The 18,754-nt window shown below is 63.1% G+C and carries 22 protein-coding genes; 14 read left to right on the top strand and 8 right to left on the bottom strand.

All coding sequences use genetic code 11. The features are described from left to right. Positions 1-146 precede the first annotated feature (146 nt). Positions 147-2,408 carry an AAA family ATPase gene (locus tag BLEFHOIH_RS05750; protein WP_088343567.1) on the top strand — a complete coding sequence of 754 codons (2,262 nt, stop codon included), beginning with the start codon at positions 147-149 and terminating at the stop codon, positions 2,406-2,408. Between the two features lie 82 nt (positions 2,409-2,490). Then, positions 2,491-3,249 (top strand): SDR family oxidoreductase, encoded by a 759-nt coding sequence (locus tag BLEFHOIH_RS05745; protein ID WP_088343566.1) that lies wholly within the window; start codon positions 2,491-2,493, stop codon positions 3,247-3,249. A gap of 227 nt (positions 3,250-3,476) precedes the next feature. Here BLEFHOIH_RS05745 and BLEFHOIH_RS05740 read toward each other — a convergent pair whose 3' ends face one another. Next, the gene (locus tag BLEFHOIH_RS05740; RefSeq protein WP_088343565.1) at positions 3,477-4,121 is read right to left on the bottom strand and encodes a hypothetical protein; all 645 of its coding nucleotides are present in this window, start codon (positions 4,119-4,121) and stop codon (positions 3,477-3,479) included. Between the two features lie 488 nt (positions 4,122-4,609). On the opposite strand from BLEFHOIH_RS05740, the gene BLEFHOIH_RS05735 reads away from it, so the two are divergent. Beyond that, complete coding sequence (locus BLEFHOIH_RS05735; protein ID WP_088343564.1) at positions 4,610-5,764, top strand: helix-turn-helix transcriptional regulator; 1,155 nt, start codon at positions 4,610-4,612, stop codon at positions 5,762-5,764. Positions 5,765-5,874: 110 nt separating this feature from the next. Then, positions 5,875-6,384, top strand: a complete 510-nt coding sequence (locus tag BLEFHOIH_RS05730) for an OsmC family protein (protein WP_088343563.1) — start codon at positions 5,875-5,877, stop codon at positions 6,382-6,384. Between the two features lie 260 nt (positions 6,385-6,644). Here BLEFHOIH_RS05730 and BLEFHOIH_RS05725 read toward each other — a convergent pair whose 3' ends face one another. Genes BLEFHOIH_RS05725 through BLEFHOIH_RS26595 form a run of 3 tightly spaced genes read right to left on the bottom strand, consistent with a single transcriptional unit; the run spans position 6,645 to position 8,241 of the window. Then, positions 6,645-7,013, bottom strand: coding sequence for a hypothetical protein (locus BLEFHOIH_RS05725; protein WP_125461599.1), 369 nt, complete (start codon positions 7,011-7,013; stop codon positions 6,645-6,647). A 43-nt stretch (positions 7,014-7,056) separates the two neighbouring features. Beyond that, positions 7,057-8,064 (bottom strand): FHA domain-containing protein, encoded by a 1,008-nt coding sequence (locus BLEFHOIH_RS05720; protein WP_125461598.1) that lies wholly within the window; start codon positions 8,062-8,064, stop codon positions 7,057-7,059. A 15-nt stretch (positions 8,065-8,079) separates the two neighbouring features. Then, on the bottom strand, positions 8,080-8,241 hold the full coding sequence (locus BLEFHOIH_RS26595) for a hypothetical protein (RefSeq protein WP_170937019.1): 162 nt from the start codon (positions 8,239-8,241) through the stop codon (positions 8,080-8,082). A gap of 365 nt (positions 8,242-8,606) precedes the next feature. Here BLEFHOIH_RS26595 and BLEFHOIH_RS05710 point away from each other — a divergent pair, with 365 nt between their 5' ends. From BLEFHOIH_RS05710 to BLEFHOIH_RS05680, 8 genes are all read left to right on the top strand, one after another. Then, complete coding sequence (locus tag BLEFHOIH_RS05710; protein ID WP_088343559.1) at positions 8,607-9,212, top strand: type III secretion protein; 606 nt, start codon at positions 8,607-8,609, stop codon at positions 9,210-9,212. A 128-nt stretch (positions 9,213-9,340) separates the two neighbouring features. After that, positions 9,341-9,517, top strand: coding sequence for a hypothetical protein (locus BLEFHOIH_RS26590; protein ID WP_170937018.1), 177 nt, complete (start codon positions 9,341-9,343; stop codon positions 9,515-9,517). A gap of 33 nt (positions 9,518-9,550) precedes the next feature. Then, positions 9,551-10,081: a hypothetical protein gene (locus BLEFHOIH_RS05705; protein ID WP_088343558.1), complete on the top strand. Its 531-nt coding sequence runs from the start codon at positions 9,551-9,553 to the stop codon at positions 10,079-10,081. Positions 10,082-10,250: 169 nt separating this feature from the next. Beyond that, positions 10,251-10,493 carry a FliM/FliN family flagellar motor switch protein gene (locus tag BLEFHOIH_RS05700; protein ID WP_088343557.1) on the top strand — a complete coding sequence of 81 codons (243 nt, stop codon included), beginning with the start codon at positions 10,251-10,253 and terminating at the stop codon, positions 10,491-10,493. Further along, on the top strand, positions 10,486-11,142 hold the full coding sequence (sctR, locus tag BLEFHOIH_RS05695; RefSeq protein ID WP_088343556.1) for a type III secretion system export apparatus subunit SctR: 657 nt from the start codon (positions 10,486-10,488) through the stop codon (positions 11,140-11,142). The genes BLEFHOIH_RS05700 and sctR overlap by 8 nt, the downstream gene beginning before the upstream one ends. Before the next feature lie 17 nt (positions 11,143-11,159). Further along, positions 11,160-11,429, top strand: a complete 270-nt coding sequence (locus BLEFHOIH_RS05690; RefSeq protein WP_088343555.1) for a flagellar biosynthetic protein FliQ — start codon at positions 11,160-11,162, stop codon at positions 11,427-11,429. Positions 11,430-11,448: 19 nt separating this feature from the next. After that, positions 11,449-12,261 (top strand): type III secretion system export apparatus subunit SctT, encoded by an 813-nt coding sequence (sctT, locus tag BLEFHOIH_RS05685; protein ID WP_088343554.1) that lies wholly within the window; start codon positions 11,449-11,451, stop codon positions 12,259-12,261. 440 nt (positions 12,262-12,701) lie between these two features. Beyond that, positions 12,702-13,454, top strand: a complete 753-nt coding sequence (locus tag BLEFHOIH_RS05680) for an alpha/beta hydrolase (RefSeq protein ID WP_088343553.1) — start codon at positions 12,702-12,704, stop codon at positions 13,452-13,454. A gap of 352 nt (positions 13,455-13,806) precedes the next feature. Here BLEFHOIH_RS05680 and truA read toward each other — a convergent pair whose 3' ends face one another. Together truA and tyrS are read right to left on the bottom strand one after the other, a co-directional pair. Continuing rightward, positions 13,807-14,544, bottom strand: a complete 738-nt coding sequence (gene truA, locus BLEFHOIH_RS05675; RefSeq protein ID WP_088343552.1) for a tRNA pseudouridine(38-40) synthase TruA — start codon at positions 14,542-14,544, stop codon at positions 13,807-13,809. A 155-nt stretch (positions 14,545-14,699) separates the two neighbouring features. Then, on the bottom strand, positions 14,700-15,953 hold the full coding sequence (gene tyrS, locus BLEFHOIH_RS05670; protein ID WP_088343551.1) for a tyrosine--tRNA ligase: 1,254 nt from the start codon (positions 15,951-15,953) through the stop codon (positions 14,700-14,702). 194 nt (positions 15,954-16,147) lie between these two features. On the opposite strand from tyrS, the gene BLEFHOIH_RS05665 reads away from it, so the two are divergent. Both BLEFHOIH_RS05665 and BLEFHOIH_RS05660 read left to right on the top strand, forming a co-directional pair. Next, positions 16,148-17,281 carry an anhydro-N-acetylmuramic acid kinase gene (locus tag BLEFHOIH_RS05665; RefSeq protein WP_088343550.1) on the top strand — a complete coding sequence of 378 codons (1,134 nt, stop codon included), beginning with the start codon at positions 16,148-16,150 and terminating at the stop codon, positions 17,279-17,281. 55 nt (positions 17,282-17,336) lie between these two features. Continuing rightward, positions 17,337-17,606, top strand: a complete 270-nt coding sequence (locus BLEFHOIH_RS05660) for a hypothetical protein (RefSeq protein WP_125461597.1) — start codon at positions 17,337-17,339, stop codon at positions 17,604-17,606. Between the two features lie 4 nt (positions 17,607-17,610). Here the strand turns inward: BLEFHOIH_RS05660 and BLEFHOIH_RS05655 are convergent, their stop codons facing one another. Both BLEFHOIH_RS05655 and BLEFHOIH_RS05650 read right to left on the bottom strand, forming a co-directional pair. Continuing rightward, a complete protein-coding gene (locus BLEFHOIH_RS05655; RefSeq protein WP_088343548.1) occupies positions 17,611-18,147 on the bottom strand; it encodes a thioredoxin domain-containing protein in 537 nt (178 codons plus the stop codon). After that, a complete protein-coding gene (locus tag BLEFHOIH_RS05650) occupies positions 18,144-18,653 on the bottom strand; it encodes a redoxin domain-containing protein (protein ID WP_088343547.1) in 510 nt (169 codons plus the stop codon). The genes BLEFHOIH_RS05655 and BLEFHOIH_RS05650 overlap by 4 nt, the downstream gene beginning before the upstream one ends. Positions 18,654-18,754 lie beyond the last annotated feature (101 nt).

Below are 18,754 nucleotides of genomic sequence, written 5' to 3'. Positions count from 1 at the left end.
AGTTTACGGGAGGGGGATGGGGGCGGGGATAAGTTTTTCAGATCGCCCGCTTTATCTCACACATCTTTGCAAAGAGCGCGAATCAGTTGTTTCCCTCTTGAGCATAGCGGCCTGAAACCACGGTCGTCTAAAAAAATGGGGACGCGATGCTGCAGCAAATCTTGGTGGCTAAAGAGGCGAGTTATTCGGACGCCGGGGCAACACTTCTTAATCTGCGGGCCGTTAATTATGTGTTCGGAACGAACGGTTCCGGGAAGACGACTATATCCCGCGTTATCGCAAATCCTGAGCAATATCCCGCATGTGATTTGAATTGGAAGGACAGCCAAAGGCTCGAGTGCCTCGTGTACAACAGCGACTTTGTTAAGAAAAACTACGCCTTGAAGATGCCTGGGATCTTCACCCTCGGCCAGAATGCGGCTGAAACACTGGTGAAAATTGAAGTCGCTAAAAATAATGTCGACGAACTCAACAAGGACATAGCGCAGCTCGAAAATACCCTCGGACTGCCGGATTGCAGCACCGGAAAACGACACGAGCTTCGCAGCTTACGGGCTCAGTTCGAAGAGAATTGCTGGCGAATCAAGTGCATGCATGACGAGTACTTCCAAGAAGCATTTCTGGGGTTTCGAAATTCGAAATCGCGCTTTTGCGATAAAATTTTGGAGGAATCAAAATGCAACGATGCCCGTTTTGTTGAGCTTGAGGTCTTAAAAGAAAGAGCGTCATCGGTCTTTGCCAAGGGGCTTGAGCGGCATCCACTCGTTGTCGAAGTCGAGATGGAAGTCTTAATTGAGTTAGCAAATCTCCCCATCTTAGCCAAAAAAATAGTCGGCAAAGAGGACGTAGACCTTGCTGAATTAATTCAACGCCTAGGTAATAGCGATTGGGTGAAGCAAGGCATCAGTTACATCGGCCACAAGGGTGATCGTTGCCCGTTCTGCCAGCAATATATATCTGACGATTTGAATTACAAACTAAGTCAATATTTTGATGAGACGTACAATAGAGATATCGCAGCGATAAAAAAAATCAAGGACGACTATGACTTTGTGTCTCGAGGCGTGTTAGAGAAACTGACGGCCATATCTGACCTTGGAAACAGGCATGTGGATGGTGTAAGTCTCCGCGCAAGCATAGAACGGTTTGCCGCGTATATTGGGATGAATAAAGAGAAAATGGGGCGGAAGCTACAAGAACCGAGCCTGCCAATCTCTCTTGAAAGTGTCCGCGAGATCGCCGTGACTATTCGCGGCATTATCGGCGCAGCTAATGCATCGATTTTAAATCACAATAATATGGTGGACAACATCGACGCCGAAAAAGCGACCTTGAAATCTGAAATATGGGGCCATTTGCTCGAAAAAAACCGGGAGCTGCTTACCGAATTCGAAATTTCTAAGGCAGGGCTGGACCGCGCTGCCTCCGCGATCGCAGGGAAGATTAATACCAAACGCGCCGAGCTTTTAGCGGCACGCTCGCATCTTAAGGAGTTAGAAAAGAGCATTACGAGTGCTCAGCCGACGGTAAATGCGATCAACACTATTCTTGCTTCCTTTGGGTTTACGAATTTTAAGCTGGCGACAGCCGGCGAACGTTCAAATCTGTATGAAATTATCCGCGCGGACGGGAGCAATGCTGCCGAGACGCTTAGCGAAGGCGAGAAAAACTTTATCACTTTCTTGTATTTCTATCACTTAATTGAAGGTAGCAATTCTGAGAGCGGCGTGGCTGCGAACCGAACGGTTGTTTTTGATGACCCGATATCCAGTTTAGACAGTGATATTCTGTTCATCGTTAGTGCGCTTATTCGCCGGATCAGGGAGGAAGTTATTGCGGGCCGAGGGAACGTTAAGCAGATTTTCATTCTTACACATAACGTATATTTCCATAAGGAGGTCTCGTACGATCGGAAGCGCAAAGGCAGCAAGTGCCTAAGCCACGAGACATTTTGGATTGTCCGAAAAGTATCAGATGTATCCACGTTGATCGCTTATGAGCACAATCCGATTAAAACAGCATACGAGTTGCTGTGGGCGGAAGTGAGGAACCAAAATGGCGTTAGTCCAACAATTCAGAACACGCTTCGGCGCATAATAGAAAATTACTTTAAGATCCTTGGCAATATTGACAAGGATGATATTATTTCTAAATTTGATGGCGCTGATCAGCAGATCTGTGCGTCTCTTTTTTCCTGGGTAAATGACGGATCGCACGCGGTTTATGACGATATTTATGTCTCTTGCAACGAGCAGGTCGTAGCGAGCTATCTAAGTGTCTTCCGCCAAATTTTTCTGAAAACGAATCATGCTGGTCATTACGATATGATGATGGGGCTCGACGGAGTTACAACACCTCCTGCCGGGCCGGGGATGGGCCCAGACGCCATTGCGTCCGTCGCAGCATAATCGCAACCTGCCCCCACATTGACTCCCCACCCCCTCCAATGCCAAACCCCTCCTACCGCACTCATCATCACCGGAGGCAGCATTGGGGCGTTTGCAGGATAGGGTCGCGCTGATCACCGGCGCGGGCGGCGGGCTGGGGATGGCGATGGCGAAACTCTTCGCCGCCGAGGGCGCGGATGTCGTGCTCTCCGATCTGAACGGGGAGGCCATCGAGGCCGGGGCCGCCGAGATCGCCGCTGCCGGCGGGCGCGCCTCCTTCGTGACCGGCGACGTCACCAAGGAAGACGACGTCCGGGCGATGATCGCCGCCGCCGCCCGCGTCTCGCCGAAACTGCATGTGCTGGTCAACAATGCCGGCAACCTGCTGCGCTCCGACTTCCGCCATATGGACGACGCCACCTGGGAGAGCGTGCTCAACCCGCATCTGTGGGGCACCATCCGCATGACCCGCGCGGCGCTGCCGCTGCTGACGGCGGCCAAGGGCGCGGCGGTCGTCAACCTGTCCTCGATCATGGCGACGCAGCATCTGCGCCAGCTCTCGGCCTATTCGACCGCCAAGGCCGCCATCGCCGGCCTGTCGCGGAGTCTGGCGGTGGAACTCGCCCCCTACGGCATCCGCGTCAACTATATGTGCCCCGGCTTCATCCCGACCGCCATGACCGGCCGCTATACCGACCACCCGCAAGTCTCCAAGGGGCTGCTGGCGCAAATGCCGATGCGCCGCTTCGGCACGCCGGAGGAGGTCGCCAAGGTCGCGCTGTTCCTGGCCAGCGACGACAGCGCCTACACGACCGGCGAGGGCATCATGGTCGATGGCGGCATGAGCTTGAATTTGGTTTGATCCGGCTGGCGTCTCTCAGCCTCCGAACCGCCGCAGCCCAGCCCTCTCCCAGGGGGAGAGGGCGGCACGCGAAGCGTGCCGGGTGAGGGGGTAATGCCTCTCGGTAGGACGGACGTCGCCTCACGGATAGGCATTACCCCCTCACCCCGGCCCTCTCCCCATGGGAGAGGGAGTCCGGCTGCGGATTGGTTCGGGCGCGCGTCGTTTTCGTCGCAACCGATCCCGCTTTAGGCCCGAGGCCGCCTCTGTTGCTGCTGGCGGGCGGCGGCGCGGACCTGGCCGATCACCTCGTCGGCGGCCTGCCAGATTTTCTGGTCGTCGTCGGCCTGCAGGTAGTCGAGCACCACCTTGGCGATGACCAGGCCGACCACGAACAGCAGCCCCATCGCGACCGCCGCGCCGAGCACCACCATCCTGGTGTCGACGCCGTCGAGGCTGCCCGGTATCAGCACCCAGGTCAGCAGGGCGAAGGCGGCGGGCAGCGTCGCGAACAGGCCGAACCGGGCCGTCTTCAGCAGGCTGACTTTTGGCCTGATATGCCGAATATTATGCGGCAGCTTGGCCTCGGCGCCGGTCGTGTGATTGTCGAGCCGCACCGGAAAGCCGTGTACCGCGCCCTTGCGCGCGGCCCAGACCACGGTCACCGCATGGCCGTTGCGCAGCGCCACGCCGCTATTGATCAGCACCACCTCGACCTGGGCGCCGTCGCGCTGGCGCAGCATGAAGCGCTGGCGCTCGACCATGCGCGAGGCGATGCGCACATTGCCCGCTCCCTCGCCCCTCGGCACGGCGCTGCCGCCGAAATCCGGCTCGGATGAAGACTCCAGCCCCGCCACGAGGCCGGACGCCGCCCACGCGTAATAGTCGCCCATCGCTGCCCTGCTTGTGTCCGTGTCGGCGGGTCCGCACGCTCCCCTAGACCAGCCAAAGCCTCCCCATGAAACCACGCCGGCTCGTAGGCGCGCTGCGCAGATGTACACTGCCGCAAAATCATCCAAACGTCCCGCCGGGGGACCGCTTTCCTAGCACGTCCGCGCCGCCAATGCATCTGATCTTACCATTAGTGCGAGGGCTGAGCGACGCTGTGCGCTTTGTTTGAGCGATTTTATTGCGCGCGCCCGGCAATCCCGGCCCCTACGCATTCTTACGAGGGTGATTTGCCGTGAAAAACGCCTGATTCGGCCGCTAGGCGGATGCACGCATGACCCATCGCGCATTTCCATAATCCAAAAAATGCGTTATTCGATTAGGTGGGACAGGAGCATCCGCGCATCTCGCGCTGCTGAGGGCTGCCAGCCATGTTGAGTGTCGACGCGTGCGCCGAAGGGCGCAGCCATTGCATGTTGCGCGCGGTGCGGCCATGAACGACAGGCCGGCCAATGGAGAGCAGCTTTTCGTCGCCGCCGTCGAGGCGATCTATCACGCCGCCACGGCCCCGGACGCCTGGCCGCGCGCCCTCGAGGCGATCGCCGAGGTGTTCGGCGATATCGGCGCCAACCTGATCTATCTGCGCGATGGCGGAGCGGCGGGGACGGTGGTCTCGCCCAGCCTGATCGCCGGCGCCGCCGAATATCAGGAGCTGTGGTGGCAGCACGACATCCGCACCCAGCGCGCCAGCGAGCGCGGCTACTGGCTGTCCGAGGGCATCATCACCGACGCCCATCTGGTGAGCGAAGCGGAGATGAACAGCCATCCCTTCTATACGGAATTCCTGGCCAAATACGGGCTGCGCTGGTCGGCGAGCGCGGCGATCTCGCCGGAGCCGCGCGTGCATGTCGGGCTGACGGTGCAGCGCTCGGCGGCCAAATCCGCCTTCACCGACGAGGAATGCGCAAAGCTCGCCCGCCTCAGCCATCATGCCGAGCGCTCGCTGCGGCTCAGCCTGCAATTGATGAATGCCGATGTCGCCAATGTCGGCCTGCGCAATGCGCTGGACGGGGTCGGCCTCGCGGTGTTCCTGCTGGACGGGCTGCGGCGCGTCGTCTTCAGCAACACGGCGGCAAACCGGCTGATCGGGCGCGGGCTGGAGCTGTTCGAGGAGCGGCTGACGGCCTCGATGCCCTCCGAGCGCGACGCGCTGGAGGCCGCCCTCTCGGCCAGCGCCGGCGACAGCCCGCAGCGCTTCCTGCAGCCGCCCCGCCCGGTCCTGCTGAAGCGGCCGCATTCGCAATATCAGCTCATGCTCTACCCGATCCCGCTGCACCCTGCCGAGCGGGCGGGCGCGACCGATTTCCTGGTGCGCGCCCGCGCCATCGTCATCGCCATCGAGCTGCGCCCGAACGAGCCGGCCGAGCCGGCGCTGGTGCGCGACCTGCTCGGCCTGACGCTCGGCGAGGCGCGGGTGGCGGCGCTGATCGGCTCGGGCGTCTCGCCGAAGGCGGCGGCCGAGCGGCTCCGCATCGCCGAAGGCACGGTGCGCACGGTGCTGAAGCGGGTGTTCCTGAAAGCGGGCGTCTCGCGCCAGAGCGAGCTGGCCGTGCTGCTCACCAACATGTCGCGGATACAGGGGCGCTGAGGCGGGTGCCGCGTGGAGGGGCGGTGACATTTTCGCCGCAGCCGATTAAGCTTCCGCCACAATCCCATACGCATCGCAAAAGCGGCCGCAACAGCCGCGGAGGAACCACCATGGACGCAGACGCCCTGAAATCCCTGCAGGCCCCGATCAAGGAGCGCTATCGCGAGACGCCGGAGGCGGCGGTCATCACGCTGAAGGCGGAGGGGCATGTCGGCGAGGGCGTGACCTGCTCGGTGCAGACCTCCAAGGCGCTGATCGAGGCGGGCCTGCATCCGGCGACCGGCGGCACCGGCTTCCATGCCTGCTCGGGCGACATGCTGCTTGAAGCGCTGGTCGCCTGCGCCGGCGTCACGCTGAATGCCGTCGCCACCGCGCTCGGCATGGAGATCGGGCGGTCGAAGGTGCGCGCCGAGGGCGATCTGGATTTTCGCGGCACGCTGGGCGTCGCCAAGGACGCGCCGGTCGGCTTCCGCGACATCCGCCTCGCCTTCGACATCGACGGCGACCTGACCCAGGAGCAGCGCGACACGCTGCTCAAGCTCACCGAGCGCTATTGCGTCGTCTACCAGACGCTGCGCAACGCCCCGGCCATCGCCGTCAGCATGGCCCGCGCGGGCTAGGGTGGGATCATTCTAGCCGGAAACGCCGGGCGCAAACGCCCCCCTTTTGTCATTCCCGCGAAGGCGGGAATCCAGCCGCGTCACCGCAGGCTCCTCAAGGATGCTGGATTCCCGCCTTCGCGGGAATGACAAGACAAGGGGAGGGTCGGCAACAAACGCGTGCCGGTGAGTGACCGCGCCAGCAGCGCCGCCTAGCGCCGTGGGCGCGGGGCCAGGCTGCTTGTTGGTGGCGCGTCGGGGCCGACCGCGCCGGCGTTCGCTCAGGTTGCGATGCTCGCCAGGCGGTGCTCGCGGACGAATTCGTGGCGGTCGAGCTCTTCGTCGACGACCTTGGTGGCCAGCTCCTTCAACTCGTCATTGCCGTCGAGCGAGGGCAGCACATCGTCCCGCAGATATTCCAGGAGCAGGATCATGTTGCTCTCGTAGAAGATCGAGGGGTTCGAAATCAGCGGCATGATGAAGTCGATCAGCGAAGCCTCCACCGAGGTCATCGGCAGGCGGTCGAAGACGCCCTCCCGGCCGAATTCCTCGGTGGACTCGATGTCGAGAACGGCGCTCGGCGCTTCGCGCTCGCGGATCCGCTGCAGCACGATGTCGAGGCGCTGGCCTTCGATTCTTGTCGTCTTCAAGCTCATGCACTGGCCCGCTTAGCGAAACACGCCCGACCGGAGGTCACCGGTAGGTCAGCGTCAAATTCTCTTCGCCCTTTTTCAACATCACCCGATCCTCGCCGATCTCCTGCAGGATCCAGCCATTGTCGAGGATCGCTCCTTGATAATAGCGGGAGCCGTTTTCGGCAATGATATAGGGACGCTCGCCGAACCAGATCGCCTGCAGGCGCACGGCCGGCTTGGCCGAGGCCGGATCGCTCGCGACATTCGCCGACAGATTCATGCGCGGCGAATAGGTCTTGTCGAACCAGCGCTGGATCGTCGTCCAGTCGGTCGCCCGGTTCTCCGGCAGCCGGCCGGTGGCGGTCAGATGCGGCCCGTCGGTCGCGATGCTGATGGTCTCGATGCCGGCAATGCGCAGCTTGTCCTGCAAGGCCCGGGCTGCGTCGTCGGCGCTGACTTCCAGGCCGCCGCCGCCCGCGGGAAGGCTCGCCGAGGCGGCGTCGGACCGGCTCGCCGCCATCGCCAGTTCGGCCTGGCCGTCCCCGTCCGCCGGTGTCGCCTGCAACCCGTGCCAGGCGATGGTGGTGGCCAGGGCAACGCCCAGCACGCCGGCCGTGATGGCGGGCCGGTCGGCAAGTTTCGACAGGATCGGGAAACCGCCGGCAAGGCCGCTGGTTTTGCGATCGCTGGTCAGTTGGATGGACGCGGATCCGATCGTGAGCACAGTCGGCAGGCGCAGACGGCAGCCATGCCCAAATTCGATCTCCTCATCGCCGACGCGCAGGGTCCCGCCGATGGCTTCGGCGCGAATGTCATTGCCGTCGATGCAGATGATCACATGCTGGGAGGCGACGCCGTCGTCACGGAGAACGATGTCGGCTCCGGCCTTGGACCCGATGGAATAGTCACCATCGGCCAGTGAAAGCCGGACACCCGAATGGAGCCCCCCGACAACCTCAAGCTGTAGCTCAGGCGATGCGGTGCGCGACAGAGACTTCGTTTCGCTCATGCGCCGCAACTTTTCTCGGTTGATACACCGTGGGTGGGGCCGGCGAACCGGCACCACCGCATGCTCGAAACCTTAGCGGACAGCCGCACCGTCGACGATTTTTCTCGCGGTGTTCTTGTCAGCCTGAATCTCAGACGACTTCGTGCTCGCGACGAGCGCTTGCGTCAGGATGCGTTCCAGGTCGTCTAGTGCCGCCTGCTGACCGGCGGAAACGCCGCCTGCTGGATCTGCCATAGTACACTCTCCTCGAAGACTTAAGAGATGTATGCCCGCCTGCTGCCTGATCATGCGGATGCATGAGCCCACAACAATACACCGGAAGAGTAGCAACCGTGCCAGAACGTGTCAATCAACAATAGCCGACGTTTCGACGGCGTTTTGCCAACCAGTCACGCATATTTTTCATAAACCCGGAAATTATGGAAATTCAAGCGCCTCAGCGGGCTGCTCTTTATTTGCGCAGGGGAATGTCACTATTTTGACATCTTGCAACAGGCGAGTAAGCGCTGTTGCCTCGCAGTGCATTGCACGTTATACAAGAAGCGGGTGCTTGTATTTACGAGCTTTAGGTGTAGTTCGATGTATGGGGATGCGTCGTAATGACGAAGGCTGCGGGGTCATTCGGTATAATCGGCAGCGTTCTGCTCCTCGGCGCCTCTTTCCTGCCATCCCCCGCCTCCGCCGCCGACGCCAAATGGGGCGCGGCTTCCTATAAATATCTCATTGTCGATCAGGATATTCGCGATGTCCTGGTCGAATTCGGCCGCAACGCCAATGTGCCGACGCAGATCGCGCCGACGGTCGGCGCGCGCCGCATTCGCGGCCCGCTCGCCTCGACCAAAGGCGGAACCGCGCAGGACTTCCTGCAGCGCTTCTGCGACAGCTACGGCCTCGTCTGGTATTTCGACGGCACCGTGCTGCACATCGCGGCGCTCGAGGACATCCAGACCGAAGTCATCACGCTCGACAAGGCCAAGACCGGTGACATTCTGCGCCGGCTGGGCGAGCTCGGCATGACGGATGCCCGTTTTGCACTCCGCGCTGCCGATAATGGAGGCATGTTGTGGGTCTCCGGCCCCCCGGCCTATCGCTCGCAAATTCGCAAAACAGTTTCAATCATCGAGGCATCGGGAAAGCAGCGGACGGCCCGCGAGGTCGATTTGAAGGACGCCGTCGAGGTCCGGGTTTTCCGGGGCGGATGGTAGGCAGATATCGTTCGCACGATTGCACGTCGAAAATGTTTTATTGGCAATTTATCGATAGATCGGCAGTTGACTGAGATAGTCCGTGATGCAAACATGGCTTCATGGACGTGATCTGGGAGAGGTGCGGAATGGACCCTATTGACCCGAATGCGACGCCCGCGGCAGCGGCGGACCAGTCGTTCGACGCGCAGTTCGACGAGGCTTTGACGAATGCGATCGTGACGGCGGGCATCATGGTCGGCTCGAACATCATGAGCCAGACGCTCACCCAATTCGCCGAAGCCAATGCCGAGCTGGAATCCTAGAGCTTAACGTCTCGCTTCAGGGGGTGAAACCGGATGCAACCTTCTCTGCCCGTCTCGGTCCAGCCGGCGCTGAACGTGCCGACCCGCGACATCGAAATGCCGACGCAGAATATCTCCGTCGCGATGGAGCACAAGCTCGTCGAATATATTTCGCGACTGCAGATCCAAGGCTCCTATGGGCATGAGATCGCCAATCCGGCGGCCCTCGGCAGCGAAGTGCTGTCGGTTCTCAAGAATTATCTGGATCGTGCGAGCAGACTTCAAAATCTCACGGGCGGAAAGGTGCCTACGATGAGTGAAAGCTCCGGCCTGTCGCTCTCGGACAACCAGGGCGGCCTGCAGCATGCGGTGTTCAACCCGGGTCCGGCCGAACATTATTTCGAGCCCGCCGCTCCGGTGCGCGAGCATGCCGCCAAGGTGACGCCCGCCGTCTCCGGCGCCGAGCTCGACCGGGCCATCCAATTGCTATCCGAGCTGTTGAGCTTCGGCTTCGAGACCAGCTTCATCGGCACGGCGACCGCCAATGTGAGCAAGTCGACCACGACCTTGCTGCACGGCCAGTAGGCCGCCCGGCCGCGGCGCCTCCAAGCCGGGGGCGCCACATCAAGACGAGACTATGCATGGGAGGGCTTTCCTGCCGCGGCTCGGCGTGGAAGCCCTCTTCTAGTGACTATGGGGAGAGTGATCGCGGGACGCCTCGCGGGCGCCGCGTTCTGTTGGGGGACAGTGCGTTTTGCAAGTACAGGACGGTGATCTTGCATCGATCAAGGTTCGCGTCGTTTTTCAGGCCGGACAGATCGAGATGAAGGCGGGCGAGGTGCAGGACCTCGCGCCGGGCGTCCTGCTGCCGATCGAGCGCAGCGCGGGCGAGGTGATCGACATCGTGGCCAACGGCCGGCGCATCGGCGTTGGCGAGCTGGTGAAGATCGGAGACAAGCTGGCCGTGCGGGTGACCAGGCTCAGCACCGATGGCTGACAATCCCTTCAATCTTCTGCCGATCCTCGTCACGCTCATCGCGTTCGGCCTGATCCCGCTCTTCGTCGTGACGATGACGGCCTTCCTGAAGATCTCGGTCGTGATGTTCCTGGTGCGCAACGCGCTCGGCATCCAGCAGACGCCGCCGAACCTCGTGCTCTACGCCATCGCGCTGGTGCTGACGCTCTATGTCAGCTCGCCGGTGCTGGGCGACATTTACGGCCGGCTGACGGCGGTGCCGGTCGACACCAAGACGGTCGAGGGCATCCAGGAAGCCGCCTCCCGCGTGCGCCAGCCGGTGAAGGACTATCTGGTCCGCTTCTCGCATCCCAATGAGCGCCAGTTCTTCCTGGCCGCCACCGAGCGCATCTGGGGTCAGAATTCCAGGGCCGAAGTCCGCGACGACGATATCCTGATCCTGCTGCCCTCTTTCGTCAGTTCGGAGCTGACCCGGGCCTTCGAGATCGGCTTCCTGATCTATCTGCCGTTCCTCGTCATCGACCTGATCGTCTCCAACATCCTGATGGCGATGGGCATGATCATGGTGTCGCCGACGCTGATCTCGATCCCGCTCAAGCTGTTCCTGTTCGTCTCGGTGGACGGCTGGTCACGGCTGCTGCATGGGCTTATCCTGAGCTACGCCAATTAACGGCGAGGAGCCGCGAAATGTTCGAGAACGCATTGCTGGGACAGGTCAATAATGCGTTGATGATCGTGCTGTGGACGTCGGCGCCGGTGCTGCTCGCCGCCGTCGTCATCGGCGTGCTGGTCGGGCTGTTGCAGGCGCTGACGCAGATCCACGACCAGACCTTGCCGCAGGCGGTGAAGCTGATCGCCACCTTGATCATCATCATGCTGCTGGGGCCGTTCTTCGCCCAGAACATCGCCGACCAGACCTCCACCGTGCTCAACGAATTCGCGGTGATGACGCGGTGATCGGGCCGAGTGCCGCGCCATGAACACCGAGCTGGCGCTGACCGACGTCCATAAGGTCGAGATCTATCTGATCGCCTCGGGCATGGCGCTGTCGCGCATGATCGGCATGGTGTCGGTGATGCCGGCCTTCACCCGCATCGGCCTCACCGGCATCTTGCGCACCGGCGTCGCGCTGGTGCTCTCGCTGCCGATGATCCCGTTATTCGTCGACCTGATGCTGGCGCAGAACATGCCTTTCGGCCAGGTCGCCGCCATCCTGTTCAAGGAGGTGATGGTCGGCATTCTGATCGGCATCGTGCTCGGCATTCCGATCTGGGCGGCCGAGGCGGCGGGCGAAATCCTCGATTTGCAGCGCGGCGCCACCTTCGCCGAAATCGTCGACCCGCTGTCGACCACCACCAACAACATCACCGGCACCTTCTTCGCCATCGTCATCGTCGCGATCTATTTCGCCAGCGGCGGCCTCGGCCTGACGCTGCGCACCGTCTATGAGAGCTATGCGGTCTGGCCGCTCCTGGAGTTCATGCCGATCTTCAGCGCGCAGGCGAGCGAGCTGCTCCTGCAATTGCTGGATCAGATTTTCGGCATGGGGCTGCTGCTGGTGTCGCCGATGGTGATCGCCTTCCTCCTGGCCGACATCTCGCTGGCTCTCGTCGCCCGCGCCGCGCCGCAGCTCAACATCTTCATCCTGTCGCTGACGGTGAAGAACCTGACTTTCGTCATCCTGCTGGTCCTGTACGGCTCGTTCCTGCTGACCTATATGCGCAACGACCTCGGCTGGATCATCAACGCCGGCCAGCGCCTGGAGCAATTCGCACCGAAGCGGGATTGAGGCGTCGGGAAGCGCCTTTTCCTCGGCGCGAAATGCTGCTTGCAATCCATCAAATGCAAAAAATGCCGCGTGGCCGCGCCTTCGATTGCGGCGCGATTGTGTCGCGGGCTCCTGAGTAGGCATTATCGCGGGGCTTTCTGCCGGGGCGGGCCGGTACAATTTTTAACGTTTATGGAATCGGCGAAATCACGGTGCTGGCTCAATTGCGCCACAGAGTGGCGCGCAACAATGGCAGTCCGATGATTCGCCGCAGGTTCCGGCTGCGGAAATATCGCAATGAGCGCGGCCGCCGGGAAACCACCGTCCAGCCCGCTTGTTAAGGTGGATGGCCGGCTTTGCGATCTGCGGCCAACCATTCGTCTCATTGTTTTCGCACGATTTTCGGGAACGGCGTCACGGTGCCATCGGTCTTGAGCTCGTGAATTTATAAGGCGCTTTTTATGCAGCGATTCGATTCTGACGGCGTCACCCTGTCCTTCCTCGACGAAGGCGCGGGCGACCCGATCCTCCTCATCCACGGCTTTGCCTCGAACAGTACCGTCAATTGGCGGAACACGAATTGGGTCAAAACGCTGATCGGCGCCGGTTTCCGCGTGATCGCCTTCGACAATCGCGGCCACGGCCAGAGCGAGAAGCTGTACGATCCCGCACAGTACGGCGCGCCGACCATGGCGGAAGATGCGCTCCGCCTGCTCGACCATCTCGGCATCGAGCGCGCCGATGTCATGGGCTTCTCGATGGGCGCCCGCATCGCCGCCTTCCTGACGCTGGCCCATCCGGAGCGCGTGCGCAGCGCGATCTTTGCCGGGCTCGGCATCAACATGGTGCGTGGCGTCGGCGCGCCGGAGCCGATCGCCGCCGCGCTGGAGGCGCCGAATGCCGAGGACGTCAAGAACGACGCCGCCCGCTCCTTCCGGGTTTTTGCCGAACAGACCCGCAGCGACCGCCGGGCGCTGGCGGCCTGCATCCGCTCCTCGCGCGACAAGATCGCGGCGGAGGAGCTGGCCAAGATCAGCCGCCCCATCCTGATCGCCGTCGGCACCGACGACGTGATCGCCGGCTCAGGGCCGGAACTGGCGGCGATCATCCCCGGCGCGGAGTTTTTGGAGATCGTCGGCCGCGACCACATGAAGAGCGTCGGCGACCTCAGCTACAAGAAGGGCGTGCTGGATTTTCTCTCGCGCCGGCACTGAGCCTAGGGCGGAACGCAAGCAGCCGGCCCCGTGCCCCCGCAACGCCGGGCGCACGCGGCCCTTGCGCTTGTGCGGACTCTCCGCCCGAGCCACAGCCAGACTCCCTCTCCCAGGGAGATCTTTGCAAAACGCCGCCATTGTTTTCGTCGCCCCGGCCGTTAGAGCCGGGGCCCACTCGCTTCTCCGCTTGCCGCAGCAATAGCGGAAATATGATTGGGTTCCGGCTCGGCCTGACGGCCGTCCGGGACGACGGGGAGAGGACCTTCGATACGCAAAGGTCTCCCATGGGAGAGGGCTAGGCCGGGCGGCTTGGGAGGCTGAGACACACGGCGCAGGGCGCTTCCGGAACCGGCTAATAATCCACCCGCACCAGATACAGTCCGCTGCTCGGCGCCATCGGGCCGCAGCGGGTGCGGTCGCGCGCTTCGAGCGCCGCGCGCATTTCGCCGGGCGGCCACTTGCCTTCGCCGACCAGCTTCAGACTCCCGACCATCGAGCGGACCTGATGGTGCAGGAACGACCGGGCCGAAGCGCGGATAGCGATCTCTTCGCCGGAGCGCTCGACGCTCAGCACATCCAGCGTCTTGACGGGCGATTTCGCCTGGCATTCGGAAGCGCGGAAGGTGGTGAAATCGTGCCGGCCGACGAGATGGCGCGCGGCTTCGGCCATGGCGTCCGCGTCGAGGCCGGGCCAGACCCGCCAGGCGTGGTCGCGGTCGATGGCGAGCGGGGCGCGGCGGTTGACGATGCGGTAGAGATAATGCCGCGCCCTGGCCGAGAAGCGGGCGTCGAATTCCGCATCCGCCAGTTCGCAGGACAGGATCGCGACCGGCGCCGGCTTCAGGTGAAAATTCACCGCCTTCATCACTGTGTCGGCGGGCCAGTCCTTGGCCAGATCGATATGGGCGACCTGCCCGAGCGCATGCACGCCCGAATCCGTCCGCCCGGCGCCGCGCGGGATGAAACTTTCGCCGCAAAAGGCCTCGATGGCGTCGCGCATCCGCTCCTGCACGGAGGGCGCGTTCGCCTGCATCTGCCAGCCGGCGAAGGGCGTGCCGTCATATTCGATGGTGAGCTTGTAGCGCGGCATGGCGGATGCCCGGCTCTCTTTCCTCGTAATCCCCGCGAAGGCGGGGACCCAGTACTCCGCAGCATGTTGAGGTTGGGCAGAGCCCGCCTGCTGACTCCGGTATTACTGGGTTCCCGCTTGCGCGGGGATTACGCCTGAGCGAAATCAAGCGTCAGTCAGACCGGCTTGATCAGCACATGCCGCTTCTTGCCGAGCGACAGTTTGATGACCCCGTCCGCATTGACCTGCGCCGCCGTCAGCGTGGCGCGCTCGTCGGCGACGGCTGCGTCATTGATGCGCGCGCCGCCACCCTGGATCGCCCGCCGCGCCTCGCCGTTCGAGGTCGCCAGCCCCGCCTTGACCAGCGCCGTCAGCACGCCGAGCCCGGCTTCGAGCTCCGCCATCGGCAACTCCACCGTCGGCAGCCCCTCGGCCGCCGCGCCCTCGGAGAAGGTCCGCCGCGCCGTCTCGGCCGCGGCCTCGGCCGCCTCGCGGCCATGCGCCAGGGCGGTCGCCTCGGTCGCCAGCACGATCTTGGCGTCGTTGATCTCGGCGCCTTGCAGCGCCTCCAGCCGGCCGATCTCGGCGAGCGGCAAATCCGTAAACAGTTTTAAAAACCGCCCGACATCGGCGTCCTCGGCATTGCGCCAGAACTGCCAGTAATCGTAAGGGCTCAGCATCTCGGCGTTGAGCCACACCGCCCCTTGCGCCGTCTTGCCCATCTTGGCGCCCGACGCCGTCGTCAGCAGCGGCGTGGTCAGGCCGAACAGCTCGGCATTCTCCGTCCGCCGCCCCAGTTCGACGCCGTTGATGATGTTGCCCCACTGGTCGGAGCCGCCCATCTGCAACTTGCAGCCGTGCCGGCGGAACAGCTCGACATAATCATAGGCCTGCAAGATCATGTAGTTGAATTCGAGGAAGGTCAGCGGCTGCTCGCGCTCGAGCCGCAGCTTGACGCTGTCGAAGGTCAGCATCCGGTTGATGGTGAAATGCGGGCCGTATTCGCGCAAGAAATCGATATAGCGCAGCGCGCTCAGCCAATCGTCATTGTCGACCATCAGCGCGTCTTTCGGCCCGTCGCCGAAGCTCAGGAACTTGCCGAAGACTTTGCGGATGCCGGCCTTGTTCTCGTCGATCTGGGCCTGGGTCAGCATCTTGCGGCCCTCGTCCTTGCCGGACGGGTCGCCCACCTTGGTGGTGCCGCCGCCGATCAGCGCGATCGGCCGGTGGCCGGTCTGCTGCAGGCGGCGCAGCATCATGATGCCGATCAGGTTGCCGATATGCAGGCTCGGCGCGGTGCAGTCGAAACCGATATAGGCGGTGACGATTTGGCTGGCGGCAAGCGCATCCAATGCGGCAAGGTCGGTCGACTGGTGGATATAGCCGCGTTCCTGCAGCGTATTGATGAAATCTGATTTCAAACTCGTCATAGTATCGGCCTTCGGCTGCTCTAAGTCCTTGCGGTCGGCAAGTGAATGTCGTGACTAACGCCGGCTCGGGGAGCGAGGCAAGGCCGATGACGCCTCACCGCATCTCCCGCGCATGGCCGAACAAAGGGTGCCTCGTGATTGCCTCGTTCTATATCAGCTCCCTGTCTGAGTTGCACGGTTTGTAGCGAGCGGCGATGAAAGCGATCGGAATGATGAGCGGCACCTCGATGGACGGGGTGGACGTGGCGTTGATCGAAACCGACGGCGAGACCATCATCGCCTTCGGGCCGACCGGCGGCCGCGATTTTTCCGAGGACGAGCGCACCGTGCTGCGCGAGGCCGTCGCCCAGGCCGAGCGGCTGACGGACCGGGAGGCGCGGCCGGGCATCCTGGCGCGGGCGGAGCAACTGGTGACCGAGATTCACGCCGACGCGGTCGAGGCGCTGCTCGCCGACCATGGCATTGCCCGCGAGAGCATCGATGTGGTGGGGTTTCACGGCCAGACCGTGCTGCACCGTCCCGAGACCGGCCTCACGGTCCAGCTCGGCGATGGCCAGATGCTGGCGGATTTCATCGGTCTGCCGGTGGTCTATGATTTCCGAGCCAGCGACATGGCGGCGGGCGGCGAGGGCGCGCCTTTCGTGCCGGTCTATCACCGCGCGCTGGCCGAGGCCGCCGACCTGCCGCGCCCGGCGGTGATCGTCAATATCGGCGGCGTGGCGAACGTCACCTTCATCGGCGAGGACAATGCCCTGCTGGCCTTCGACACCGGGCCCGGCAACGCGCTGATCGACGATTGGATGCTGCGCGAGATGGGCGAGCCGCGCGACGAGAACGGCCAGCTCGCCGCCATGGGGCTGACCGACGGGCGGCGGCTCGAGGCCATGCTCGCCGACCCGTTCTTCCTGCGCAAGCCGCCGAAATCGCTCGACCGCAATGAATTCTCGCTGAGCGTCGTCGATGGGCTGTCGCCGGCGGATGGCGCGGCGACGCTGACGGCCTTCACCGCCGCCTCGCTGATCTGCGGCATCGCGCATTTCCCGGCCGCGCCGAAGATCTTCGTGCTGAGCGGCGGCGGCACGCGCAATGCGACGCTGGTCGGCGCGCTGCGCAAGCTGCTGCCGGGCCGGATCGCGCTGGCGGGCGATTTCGGCTGGGACGCGGGGGCGCTGGAGGCGCAGGCCTTTGCCTTCATGGCCGTCCGCTCGCAGCTCGGCCTGCCGATCTCCTTCCCCGGCACGACGGGCGTTGCGCAGCCGATGACCGGCGGCGTCTTCGCCGAGCCGAGCGAGCCGTGGCCGGGGGAGAGCGAGAGCGGTTTCGGCTAAACCGGAACGCAGACCGGCGGCCCCGCGTTCTCCTGGCCAACCAGGAGGCAGCGCCATGAGTTCAAAATCACCCGGAAAGAGCACGGACGGGCCGGAGGAATTGCCGGCCCGCGAGAACAGCCCCTATGCCGGCGAGCGCAGCAAGGCCAAGCCCCAGCCCCGCGAACGCGGCGATTACGACGATCCGGTGAAGCGCCAGACCGGGCGCGGCAACGCCAGCAAAGGCCCTTGGGAGGACCAGGGCGGCGCCGGGCATGGCGAGAATTACGGCGCGCGCAAGAGCGACCCGTCCGGCCAGGATGGTCCGGACGGGGGCAAGGTTTGACCTTTCATCGGCCCGCCGCTTCGATGGCGGCGGCGAGCTCGGCATAGTCGTAGCCGCCGTCATGACGGAAGCCGTTGATGAAGAAACTCGGCGTGCCGTTGACGCCGCTGCGGATGCCGCTGCGGAAATCCTCGCGCACGCGCAGCGCATGCACGCCCTCGGCCAGCTCCCGCGTGAAGCGCGGCAGGTCGAGATCGATGGTGGCGGCGTATTCGGTCAGGCTGTCCGGGTCGAGCGCGTCCTGGTGGGTGTAGAGGATGTTGTGCATCTCCCAGAATTTGCCCTGCGCGCCGGCGGCTTCCGCGGCCTCGGCGGCCTTCTCGGCATAGGGATGCGCCGTGGCCAGCGGGAAATGCCGGAAGGCATAGCGCATCCTGTTTCCATAGCGCTGGATCAGCTCGGCGACGATCGGGTAGGCCTGCCCGCAGAACGGGCATTCGAAATCGCCATATTCGACCATGCTGACCGGCGCATTATCGGGACCGAGGACGTGATCGCGGGGCCCGATGGGCACCGTCAGACTGGCGGTCCGTCTCATCATGCGGCTCCTTGTCGAGGCAGGCTTTCCAGCGCCGTCAATATGCCGTCGGCGCCGGGATTGACGCCGACTGGGGAGACATAGCTCCAATGCACGCGGCCATCGGCGTCGAGCACGAACAGCGCGCGCTCCGTGGTGCCGTCGCCCTTGCGGTAGACGCCATAGGTCTTGGCGATCTGGCCCTTGGGCTCGAAATCGGACAGCAGCGGGAATTGCAGCTTGCGCTCGTGGGCGAAGGCGAGGTGGCACCAGGCGCCGTCGACCGAAATCCCGAGCAGCTCGGCATTGTGGGCGCGGAATTCGGGCAGGATCTCGTTGTAGAGCACCATCTGGTCGCCGCAGACGGGGCTCCAATCGGCGGGATAGAAGGCCAGAATGACGGGCTGGCCCTTGAAATCATGCAGGGAGACCGTCTGGTCCGGCGTGGAATGCAAGGTGAAATCCGGGGCTTGAGCGCCGGGCGGCAGCGGACCGGCGGGGGCCGCCATTGCTTCGGGGGCAGATGTCATCGCGGCAAATCCTCTTCATGGGAGGAGCGAACCGCCAGGCGGCGCCGAGAGGAGGGGCCGCGCGCGGTCAGGCTCAGGCTCTGACCAGAATATGGTTCGCG

The organism is Rhodomicrobium sp. R_RK_3 (assembly GCF_002198715.1).
GTDB lineage: Bacteria > Pseudomonadota > Alphaproteobacteria > Rhizobiales > Rhodomicrobiaceae > R-RK-3.
This window is presented reverse-complemented; position numbering and strand designations above follow the sequence as displayed.

Coding starts and splice junctions, on each gene's coding strand:
- BLEFHOIH_RS05680 (WP_088343553.1), top strand. CDS start 12,702: ATGCAGCGATTCGATTCTGACGGCGTCACCCTGTCCTTCCTCGACGAA.
- BLEFHOIH_RS05660 (WP_125461597.1), top strand. CDS start 17,337: ATGAGTTCAAAATCACCCGGAAAGAGCACGGACGGGCCGGAGGAATTG.
- sctR (WP_088343556.1), top strand. CDS start 10,486: ATGGCTGACAATCCCTTCAATCTTCTGCCGATCCTCGTCACGCTCATC.
- BLEFHOIH_RS05655 (WP_088343548.1), bottom strand. CDS start 18,147: ATGATGAGACGGACCGCCAGTCTGACGGTGCCCATCGGGCCCCGCGAT.
- tyrS (WP_088343551.1), bottom strand. CDS start 15,953: ATGACGAGTTTGAAATCAGATTTCATCAATACGCTGCAGGAACGCGGC.
- BLEFHOIH_RS05735 (WP_088343564.1), top strand. CDS start 4,610: ATGAACGACAGGCCGGCCAATGGAGAGCAGCTTTTCGTCGCCGCCGTC.
- BLEFHOIH_RS05705 (WP_088343558.1), top strand. CDS start 9,551: ATGCAACCTTCTCTGCCCGTCTCGGTCCAGCCGGCGCTGAACGTGCCG.
- BLEFHOIH_RS05740 (WP_088343565.1), bottom strand. CDS start 4,121: ATGGGCGACTATTACGCGTGGGCGGCGTCCGGCCTCGTGGCGGGGCTG.
- BLEFHOIH_RS05730 (WP_088343563.1), top strand. CDS start 5,875: ATGGACGCAGACGCCCTGAAATCCCTGCAGGCCCCGATCAAGGAGCGC.
- BLEFHOIH_RS05690 (WP_088343555.1), top strand. CDS start 11,160: ATGTTCGAGAACGCATTGCTGGGACAGGTCAATAATGCGTTGATGATC.
- sctT (WP_088343554.1), top strand. CDS start 11,449: ATGAACACCGAGCTGGCGCTGACCGACGTCCATAAGGTCGAGATCTAT.
- BLEFHOIH_RS05650 (WP_088343547.1), bottom strand. CDS start 18,653: ATGACATCTGCCCCCGAAGCAATGGCGGCCCCCGCCGGTCCGCTGCCG.
- BLEFHOIH_RS26590 (WP_170937018.1), top strand. CDS start 9,341: ATGGACCCTATTGACCCGAATGCGACGCCCGCGGCAGCGGCGGACCAG.
- BLEFHOIH_RS05750 (WP_088343567.1), top strand. CDS start 147: ATGCTGCAGCAAATCTTGGTGGCTAAAGAGGCGAGTTATTCGGACGCC.
- truA (WP_088343552.1), bottom strand. CDS start 14,544: ATGCCGCGCTACAAGCTCACCATCGAATATGACGGCACGCCCTTCGCC.
- BLEFHOIH_RS26595 (WP_170937019.1), bottom strand. CDS start 8,241: ATGGCAGATCCAGCAGGCGGCGTTTCCGCCGGTCAGCAGGCGGCACTA.
- BLEFHOIH_RS05710 (WP_088343559.1), top strand. CDS start 8,607: ATGACGAAGGCTGCGGGGTCATTCGGTATAATCGGCAGCGTTCTGCTC.
- BLEFHOIH_RS05665 (WP_088343550.1), top strand. CDS start 16,148: ATGAAAGCGATCGGAATGATGAGCGGCACCTCGATGGACGGGGTGGAC.